This is a genomic window from Fulvivirga kasyanovii, from assembly GCF_009711405.1.
In the GTDB taxonomy this organism is placed as follows: Bacteria; Bacteroidota; Bacteroidia; order Cytophagales; family Cyclobacteriaceae; genus Fulvivirga; species Fulvivirga kasyanovii.
The window spans coordinates 1-10,403 of record NZ_SMLW01000437.1 but is presented as its reverse complement, the minus strand read 5'-3'; the positions used below and the strand labels follow the sequence as shown (position 1 = coordinate 10,403).

General features: G+C 38.6%; 7 protein-coding genes. All 7 read right to left on the bottom strand.

Annotation, left to right across the window (positions count from 1 at the left end; genetic code table 11):
* The coding region (locus E1163_RS06775) for a winged helix-turn-helix domain-containing protein (protein WP_185155993.1) at nt 1–184 on the bottom strand (184 nt) is incomplete at its 3' end.
* Nucleotides 185–203: 19 nt separating this feature from the next.
* A complete protein-coding gene (locus E1163_RS06770) occupies nt 204–3,176 on the bottom strand; it encodes a restriction endonuclease (protein WP_155170680.1) in 2,973 nt (990 codons plus the stop codon).
* Nucleotides 3,176–4,618: an ATP-dependent DNA helicase gene (locus E1163_RS31370; RefSeq protein ID WP_281353097.1), complete on the bottom strand. Its 1,443-nt coding sequence runs from the start codon at nt 4,616–4,618 to the stop codon at nt 3,176–3,178. The genes E1163_RS06770 and E1163_RS31370 overlap by 1 nt, the downstream gene beginning before the upstream one ends.
* Before the next feature lie 4 nt (nt 4,619–4,622).
* Nucleotides 4,623–6,488, bottom strand: a complete 1,866-nt coding sequence (locus E1163_RS06760; protein ID WP_155170679.1) for a site-specific DNA-methyltransferase — start codon at nt 6,486–6,488, stop codon at nt 4,623–4,625.
* Entirely contained in the window at nt 6,489–6,815 is a 327-nt protein-coding gene (locus E1163_RS06755) for a hypothetical protein (protein ID WP_185155992.1), read from the bottom strand.
* A gap of 94 nt (nt 6,816–6,909) precedes the next feature.
* Nucleotides 6,910–7,755 carry a PD-(D/E)XK nuclease family protein gene (locus E1163_RS06750; protein WP_155170677.1) on the bottom strand — a complete coding sequence of 282 codons (846 nt, stop codon included), beginning with the start codon at nt 7,753–7,755 and terminating at the stop codon, nt 6,910–6,912.
* Nucleotides 7,755–10,373, bottom strand: a complete 2,619-nt coding sequence (locus tag E1163_RS06745; RefSeq protein ID WP_155170676.1) for a UvrD-helicase domain-containing protein — start codon at nt 10,371–10,373, stop codon at nt 7,755–7,757. The genes E1163_RS06750 and E1163_RS06745 overlap by 1 nt, the downstream gene beginning before the upstream one ends.
* Nucleotides 10,374–10,403: the final 30 nt, after the last annotated feature.

Below are 10,403 nucleotides of genomic sequence, written 5' to 3'. Positions count from 1 at the left end.
TTGAGTTATCTGGATCATTAGCTGACGTATATAACCTAGCTAATAATGTTTGCTCAGGAGTTTTTCCAATCGTCTCGAGCAAATCTACATATCCTTTTTCTTCCGCTATTTTCCAAATCTCTGAACCACTTAGGGGTTTTTGGTTTTCTTCTAGTACTCGCTTAGCTAGATCTAAAAATTTCATTCTTTTCAAGGTTTATCAATTACCACCATTTGACTTCATCTCCTTTGATCTGCTTATAGTCAATTCCTGTCAATTCAAAGTGCTTGGAGGCACAGTCGATCTTACGTTTTTCATTTGGAAACTGTAATAAATTTGGATTTACATTTCCTTTGGTCTCTCGTATAAGCTCCAATTTTAGTTTATGATTGTCATCCCAACGGATGATTCCCCAATCTGGATTGTAGTTACCAATGATTTTCGGAATTGAGATCTTAAACTGATTTGGGAACTTGAAGTAACAAACGATGTTATCAACTTCTGCGGCATCATTGAGTTTATATTGCACAAACTTTCGCTCAATATCAGAGTCTATTTGAACTTGATCGTAAAGCGACCAATCTACTCCGTCTACAAGCTCTTTCTGGGGGAATTTTCTTGATTCAGGAAACATGGATTCGGCCTCATAATCCATCAATTCATCGGTAAGGGAATACTCAATTTTTTCAGCAATATGATTAGCAAGTGTGGTCTTAATGGTTTCCATAAAAACGGATGAAAAACCCTCTGGGTTCTTAAAAATTCGATTCTTAACTCCTTCGTTAAGACCTTTAAATATTTGTAGTACACACGATTTCTTTAATGATGTTGCTTGGGCGGTTCTATCAATGAAGTTGAATACTGGATATGTAGTTTGAGCCTCTTTTCTAGACTGAGGATCTCCTTTTTGACCTTTCTCACTCGTAAATTCGTGTGATTCGGCGATTTTCAATGGGTCATGATCTCCAAAGTAAACTATCGAATGTTCTCCTTCTGCTTTGATTTCTACTATTTTGTATCCTTTCAAGCGTTCATCTTTGGCTTTTTTAGCCAGATCATCACCTTTTTCAAACCATCTTTCTCTTCTGTCCTTATTGCCCAACGAATCCGAAATGTCAATTACGAGTCTAGCCATTCCCACCTTGGCTTCAGTAAAGGTAATTCTGAAAGTGGTCATGACGAACTTTCCTTTCACTACAACGATATTAGGTTCAGGATATTTGGCAATATTGAGTTTTGTAATACAATCTCTGATCAATTGATCATCGTCAATTTCAATCTTGTACTCAGTTTTTCTGCAAAGCTTTTCCCAGAATTGCCTGAAATCAGCGCTATTAAAAATGACATCATTTCTTTTGGCAGAAGTTTTTCTGGCATTTGACGGGTTTGGAGGTGGAACATCTCCACTTTCAACATAATCTGTTTGTAGCTGCTCACAATAGCTTTCATAGCTTTCATTGGCTACTACTGTTAATATGTTCACTCCTTCATCCTGAACCCTCTCCCCTTCCTGGTTTACGGCAATCCTCAATCCTCGTCCGATTTCCTGTCGCTTTCTCTTTTCAGAAGAGGCCGTATTCAGCGTACAGATCTGAAATACATTAGGGTTATCCCAACCTTCTTTTAATGCAGAGTGTGCAAAAATAAAACTCACTTTCTCATCGAAACTCAGAAGCCTCTCTTTATCTTTCATTATGAGACTGTAAGCAACTTTTTCCAACTCCTTATCTTTCTGAGTTTTCTTTTCTATCCCGGTATCAACAAATTCATCTGGCTTATTTTTAGCTGTTTTTTTTGCAAAATACCCTTCTCTAACCTGCTCAGCTTCATACCCCTTGTAAAAAGGATAGGATACTTTTATTTTATCAAATGCATCATCAAATAGTTTTTTGATAATACCATCATTCTCCACATAATTAGCAACTTTATCAATAAAGAAGAGTGAAAGTACTTTGATACCACTGTCAAGTAGTTGTTTTTGCTTGATCATGTGGGCTTTTATCGTCTCTTCGATCTGAACCCTGAAAATCTCTTCTTTAGAAAGTGTGACCTCCCCTCCTTCTGCCACTTTGAGACTTGTTTCGTTATCAAACAGTACGACACCATTCCCTCTGTCTATTTCGCTGATTATCAATCCTTCATAGGCAGAATTACCAGTTTTTTCAAATAGGTCATCGCCTTTTTGGAGTTTAATAGTCTTTGGGGTTAACTCTCCGTTTTTGAGAATATTTAGCTTTGCCTGAAGTGCTAAACCATATCCAGCGGCGGATTCCATAAAAGTCATGGAGAGCTGGTTGTCATTGAGGTTATGTTCCTCTGTTACACCTAGCACCTCAATCTTCTTCACCAAGTCTTGTTGAAAAGCGGCCACCGGGGATAACCAGTAGAATCTATTCATCAATTCCCGGTTCTCTTCCTTGCTACTTCCTTTCTCGGTTGGTGTGGCACTGTATTTCAGTGCGAAGAGTGGATGAAGTGTTCGCAAGGCTTGTTTTGACTTTTCACTAGTATAGTTCTGCGATTCGTCTAGAATGAGGATTGGGCGAGTTTCCTGAATATATTCATAAGGAAGTTTCTCTCCCTGAAGCTTTTCGGTGGGTTTGAAGATGACGTTCGTTTCTTTGTTAAAGGAATCGACGGTCATTAATAAAATCTCGACATTGGAAGATGAAGAAAATGTTCTTAATTTGCTGATTTTCTGACCACTATACTCGACTAAGTTAATCGTTTCGTTTCCGTAAAGTGTTTTGAAATGCTCCTTGGTGATACTGAAGGTTTTGACAACTCCCTCGTAAATGGCTACACTAGGAACTACAATAACAAACTTCCCCCATCCGTAATGTTTTCTCAATTCATGAATAGTCCGTAAATAAACGTAGGTTTTGCCCGTACCCGTTTCCATATCAACTGTGAAGTATGGATAACGCCATGAGTCAATACCAACAATCTCGAAGCCATCGTCGCAGTTGAGCATCATGTCCTCTACAAGACCATTTTCCCTTTGTACATTTACCAAATTGTCAAATAACCAAGTCTCATCCAGTATTTCATAAGGATCAAGGTTAGGAACCGTATCTTCACCCATCTGAAAGTTTGTCGCTTTCTTAGAATAACCATCAAAGAGTTTGATAGTACTCTCAATGGCTTTTATTTGATGTTCTTGATTGGATTCAAATTGTATCTTCAGCCTACTCATTACAGTTGATTCTTAAGTAACATGAATTTTTTTATTTTTTGATCGACGATAATATCTTTTGGTCTGATGGCATTCTTTAATATTATTCCTTCGAAAGAGGTACACCTACTCAGCGCTACATAGGTTTGTCCGTGTGCAAAGGCCCCATTACCGAGGTCAATTACTACTTGCTCGAAAGTTCTGCCCTGACTTTTGTGTATAGTGACCGCCCATGCCAGTTTCAAAGGATACTGTGTAAAGCTGCCTTTCACTATTGGGACAATTTTCTTCTCTTCCTGATCATATTTATATTCAATGTTTTCCCATGTGGCCACTTCAAGGTCATATTTAGAGCGATTCACTTCTACTTGTATCGAATCGTCTTCAAGTTTTATCACTTTGCCTATTGAACCATTCACCCAACGCTTATCAGGGTCATTTTTGAGCAACATTACCTGTGCATCTACTTTTAAGTTGAGAAATTGGTCAGTTGGAAGAGATTTGCTTTCAAAATTTCCTGTAATGTCAGCGTTATAGGTAAAAGTAGGTTTGGTGATAAAGTTGAGCCGTCTCTGATTTTCATTATCCGCGATAGCGTTCGTTGATGCTAAAGTAATGAAGAGGTCATCTTTTGAGGCCAAAAAGTCAGGTACTAATCTTTTGTTGAGCGCGAGCATGTCAGTATCTAAAATTTTTCCTTCTCTGATATTATTCAACATATCAATGAAGAACTGATCTTTTTGCCTGAAAATCTTCTGTAACTCAATTACGTTAAATTTGAACTTTCTAAAAACCTGTGCGCCAAAGAAGTATTCACTTTCAAAATTATCTGCAAAGTATTGCTTGAGGTCACCTGTTACTACAGGAGGTAACTGATACATATCTCCAAAGAATACCATTTGTACTCCTCCAAAAGGAGCCTTGAAGCTGCGATGTAGTCTCAACGAATAATCGATGGCGTCCATCATATCAGACCGCACCATGGAGATTTCATCAATGATCAAAATATCAATTTTTTGAAAAAGAGGAATTTTACGATGATTCTTCTGAATTCTGTTTTCTTGAAGTAATTCGGGTGGAAATTCAAAAAACGAATGGATAGTCTGGCCATTGACCTGAAGTGCTGCAATACCTGTCGGAGCAAGCACTACAGCATTCTTTTTTGTATTTAATCTAAAATATTTGAGCAACGTGGATTTACCTGTACCTGCTTTACCTGTAATAAAAGTACTTTTATCTGAATTTTCCATCAAGTCAAATGCCTTTTGGAACTCAGGGGTGATTTCCAGATTATCGGGTAGAACGGCATCTAACTTGGCCTGAGTATCTCGTTTGGCTATCTTGATAGGTTGCTTAGGCTCTGGAGTAGACGGTTGATAATTGCTCACCGATTTTCTACCTGCAGATTTACCTAGCTGGTAAATAATGAAAACAGCAATGCCGATAATGATTATCCACTCCATGCTATCAAATGGTCTTAATCAGTCCCTTATCAGATAGCCTTAGTTTGTCGACATTGCTGATGGCATTATCGAGGCAGATGAAGATATCATTACCGGAAAGTTCTAGCGACTCTATCGTTTCCGGAGCGATTTTTTTGTCCAGACAAACCAAAAGTGTGTGTTGGCAATACTCATCGCTCACTTTCTTCACTTCATTCTTGGTGTATTGCTCTTGCTTTTTAATGGTACTCGATAGGACAAACCCTTCAATTAGGATAATCTCTGTAAGCAAGGCTTCTTTTGTCCATCCCTTTCTTAAAGGCTCTTGATTGAAGAGGTCAAGGTTCTCCTCAAGGGCAGTTACTGACGGCCCTGAGTAGTTTGACCATTTTTTATAATTGGAGCTAGAGAGTTTTAGTTTTTTGAAACCGACATCCGCATCTGCATTTAAGTTTTCAGAGGAATATTTCCTTATCCTTGATTGACCTAAATCAGAAATGGTTTTAACCTCTTTCTCTTCAATGGGTAATTTTTCGGGAAATTGAACTACTATGAATTTGCGATTACTATTTTCTATAATATTTCGCTTTAGCACGGACTGAGCAGTGGGACAACTACCCCCAAAAAAATCGAGGATGATATCGCTTTCATTTTTAGATCCAATTTGAATCAACCTATCTATAAGTCTGGTAGGCTTGACAGAGTTTAGAACATTTTCTGTGTTCTCAAAGGTTACATATTTAAGTAGCTCTTTTTTAGCTTCTTGAGTATGTCCAACATCTTTATAAGTCCATAGTGTTTGAGGGACTCTTCCATCCGACACTTCAGATAGAAATCGCTTCATCCTTGGCATATTATTACCTTCCTTTCCCCACCAAACTCTATTATCTTCATCCAATTTTTTAAAATTCTCGTAAGATTGTCTCCAATACCTACCTTTTCCAGGAGTAAAAGTGTTACCTGTTGGTCCAGTTATTTCATATTGACCATCCCCATAATAATTTCTTGCTGTGAGATTATCAGACATCCAAGGTCCTCTAGGATCATTATCAGGGTTTTTATATAACGCATCTTGTTCAACAGTTCTTGGTAATAGTCCAGGCATCCAACTTTCCGCATTTTTTGCAATAACTACTATATAGTCATGATCTTCTGAGAAATGTCTAGCAGTATTTTTAGGAGCATAAACCTTCTGCCAAATAATAGATGTAATAAAGTTTTCATCTCCAAACACCTCTATAAGTAAGGTTTTTAGATTATGTATTTCATTTTCATCAATACTGACGAAAAGAACCCCGTCATCGTGTAATAAATTTCGCGCTAGCCTCAATCTTGGATACATCATGCTCAACCACTTAGAATGAAACCGACCATCTGCTCTTTTATTTGTAGTTAATGCCTTCCCCTCCTCATCTACTTGCCCTGTTCTCCTGAGGTATTCTTGTAGTGGTTCAGTGAAGTCATCATCATAAATGAAATCATTCCCTGTGTTGTAAGGTGGATCGATGTAGATCATCTTGATCTTACCTGCGTAGCTCTTTTGGAGAATTTTGAGCACTTCTAGATTTTCCCCTTCGATGAAAATATTTTTGGAGTCGTTTTCACCATCACTATCTGGTGTGCCATCGGCTTTAAGCCCTTCACCGTATACGGGTACTAAGGTTCCTTCTGGAGGGATGGCAGCCATGCGTCTGGCATCTTTTTTTCCAGGCCAAAATAGTCCGAAGTGTTCCGTTTCACCATCTTCATCCTGTGTCCATTCTCCCAGGTTTTGCTTGAGTGTTTCAAAGTTGATCTTTCCATCTCCGAAACACTCAGGAGCTATTTGCTTAAGTTGTTTTATTTTCTCCTCATCAAAAAGGAACTGTGGTCTTAGTTTTTCGTGTGACATCTATATTTCAATAGTTTCTTCTTCAATTTTATCTCTTACCCTTTGGTAAAGCTTAACTTCTTTAGATATATATTCTATAGTAACTCCGTATTGGTAATTAAAATCAGGTCGGAGTAATGCATGTATTTTGGTAATATCAGTTTGTAATATCCTACGTTTCTTGCATTCTATTGCAAAAATGTTATTGACGTCAGAGCCTCGCTTGTGGAAAAGAATATCAATAGACCCGTACGTATTGTCCTCATAATACTTCATGTCTACAAGATGACGATTATATTCAGTATCCACTCTAAGCGTGTCTGTCTCTAGTCTTTGACTCAAATACATTGCTAATCTATGATTAATGCATCGTTCATCAAGATTATTCTCAATTAGATGGGCATCAACATTGTATACTTGATGTAGACAATCTCTTAGAGTATCAATCAATTTCTGCTTCTCCATCAAGTAATTGTTCATTAGTGTTGCTCAAATTGGCATTTACCCATTCTTCCTTATCCGTATCTGAGCCAAAATCATCAAAATATTTCTTAAAGTTACCTCGCTCACCCCTGCCCTTGCTGGTAGCATATTCGCGATAGGATGAGCAGGAAAAGCGTGCATCGCAGTTTCGGCAAACCCTGGTGCCGAAAAGAGCATTTGTCCCTTCCATCTTTTCATTTAGTGTTTCGGGTGTAGCTGGTAGAAACTTCTTGTCCTCAATGCAGTCTACGGTCTCGGCAAAGTCCTGAATCACATCCTTCACTTTCTCCTGTTCAAACTCCAGATCAATCAAGGGATTCCATTTTGAAAGTTCATACTGGATTCGGAACTGATCATTGAGCAGGTGTGCCTGTTTTAGTCCTTCCGGATATGCGGTTGAGATAATTGCGGTTTTGTCTAGCTGCTGTCCTCTCAGTTGCTGCCAGATATGTGCGTACACGTTGAGCTGCTTACAATATAGCTCTTTATTCGATTGAATGTAATCGGTATCATGTGTTTTGATATCATACATCCATGTTTCATTATCATCTCTTACAATATCTACTACTCCCTCAATAGTGAAACTTCTGCCTTTAGGTGTGGTCTGATTGGGTAATGTGAGCTTCACTTCTGTATCTGTCACCCTGGTAGCCACTTCTCGCAGTTTAGTAAAATAATAAAGCACCTGCGTTAGTGCCAGTTGCTTTATGTCTTCTGTAACTGCGTGCCCTCCTTCCAGCCTCATCAGCTCGTAATTTTCCTCGAAGTATTCCTTGATCTTCTCGATGATTTGGTAATCTTCCATCAGGCTGTTTTCTCCTTTCTTTTTCGTTCTGCGATCAACAAATGATGAAGATCTTCAATTGTCTGGTGTACCAAACTACCAAAAAACATCGTTTGAGATCTGGATGGAATGAACCCATATTTCTTAAAAATCATATATTTTCTTGGACATTGCTGATAATTGAGGTAATCCGCTGTATAGGAATAGCTTTTTCCTAAATCTTCAGTTTCTAATTCACTCAGGGGAAGATCTTCCCACGCAATATTTTCAAGTTTTGGATACTCTTCTTCATTAAATGTATCTTTGAATGCCTGACTTTGATGTTGCCCCTTCCATCTGGGCAGGACAGTCATCTGTTTGGCTCTGGATAAGGCGACGTAAAACATGCGCATATTATCGAAATGCGAAATTTTGTGCAGTGGCTCTCCTTCTTTTTGAAGTAGGTCTCTGATGATAATTTCCTTTTTATCAGCTGGACGATCGGCTTTGTTGAGATTACCAAGTACAACATAAGGAAATTCCAAACCTTTGGATTGGTGTATAGTAAGGAATGGTACACGTCCTTTTGGAAACGGATCATCTGAATCTTCATACTCCGACTCTCCTAATCGATATATAGCATAGAGGTATGAGCCTACAAACGTATTGACAAATCCATTATCATCTAAGAATGAAGCAGTGATGATCGGTGTATATTCTTCCATGAATCTGGCTAAGTACTGGGTGACCAAACCGAGATTACAAATCGGCCCTTCATCAATACCTTCTTCTGCCAGTGCATACATCTCCTGGAAGTGCTTAAAGCCATTGAGTTGATAGAAGAGGTCAAGTACACTCCAGTCTACAGACGTAACTCTATTGATAACATATTTTAGAGATACGGGTTGTTTGGCTTGTTCTCTCTTTTTGAGGAGTTCTAGAAATGCTCTCTTTTGCAAAATTGCTTTACTTTTTGGAGAAAGACCCGACGCCATTGCCAAATCTCGCATCATATCCAGTTTGAGTTTCTGATTAAGTTTCCATTTCTTTCGGTTGATTACTTTCAACAACGCCTGGAAATCTTCATTAATGAGTGTCAACTCTTTTTTGCGGTCATCAACATATTCTCTCAACAAGGGGTCATTCACCATCAATTGCTCAGCTTGGTACATCGCTCCTATTTGCCACTGCCTGAAGTCTTTCAAACCACCGCTGGCTCGCCCCTGATGACTTGGTCTGCCGAGAATATGAAAGATAAGGCCAAAAACTTCTACAGCTTCCGGAATATCCAGAAACCTACCTGCCCTGGGAGCGAATATCTGAATGCCTTTCTCATTCAAAGCGGTTTCAAAACCTTCAACAGCTTTGTTTTTTTCTCCTCTGAAACTCAGGGAAGGAAAAAGAAATGCGACTTGATTATAGTCTTCAATTTTTCCCTTCTTTTTCAGGTCAAATACAAATTGTGCAACTTCTTCGAAGACAGTGGCTTTATCTGTTCTTTCTGTTGTAAGAATGGCTGGAAATTCATCACGATTAAATGCCTGAATATTCTTATCTGCCACCCGATAATGACCATCTCCGGAAGGTTTTCTCCAGTCCGTTCTTTCAATAAACTGGGTGTAAAAGTCAACGATTTTTTTCTTAGAACGGTAGTTAGTGTCGAGATCAATTCGAGTAGGCTTCAAACCCAGGTATTCCTGGCATCTTGTGTCAAATTCGACTAAGTTTTCAACAGTGGCTCCTCTAAACCGGTAAAGAGCTTGATCATCATCACCAACCACACAAATATTCTTATTCTTTCCAGCTAATTCAAAGTAGATCTGTTCCTGAATTGAATTGGTATCCTGGTATTCATCGATGATGATATGCTCATATGCCTCCATTGCTCCTTCGAAAGCCTTTATCTTTTCAAACGCCCGCTGTTGTAGCAATGAGAAATCAACCGTTTCAATCAAATCTTGCTGATGACTCTTTTTATAATGTTGGTACATCTTCAAAATGCTTTGAAGTGTTTCGTCATCAGTTTTCACTCCATTTGGATCAAGGTTTTCTTCTGAAAATCGATTGAATATGCCTATGATATTGTTTGCTGCCAAATGTCTTGAGTAGTAATCTTTTCCTTCAAAGTAAGTATTGATCTCTCGTTGGGCATGTTCTTCATCCTTCTCAATATCATCTGAATTGAGAAAGCTACCAGCTTCGAGCAACTCTCTCCAAAATTGTTTTCTGTAGATTTTGAAATATTGCGCCAATGAGTCAAGCAAGATGGGCGCCTTACTTCTTACTCCATCCTCTGAAAATCGTCTATCTCTATCGACAAGAATATCCTGACAAATGGAATGTACCGTACCAATAGCCATCCCTGAAATATCGTAAGGTTGCCCTGTTTCATTGGTTATCATACCGAGCAACCCTCGCAGTCCGTCTTTCAACTGGTGAGCGGCCTTTTCCGTAAATGTTGCCAAAAATATATTTTTAGGATTTATATGATGAAAAACGATTAAATTAACGGCTCTCCATAGTATTACACGGGTCTTTCCAGAGCCTGGACCTGCTGTTAGAAATAGTGGTCCATCAACATGACATATAGCTTTTTTTTGTTTTTCGTTTGGAGTAAACCCTTTCAGGCTCCAGTAATATTCAATGCTTTTATCCGCCATTTTCAATCTTTACTTGAAACCAATAGTTCT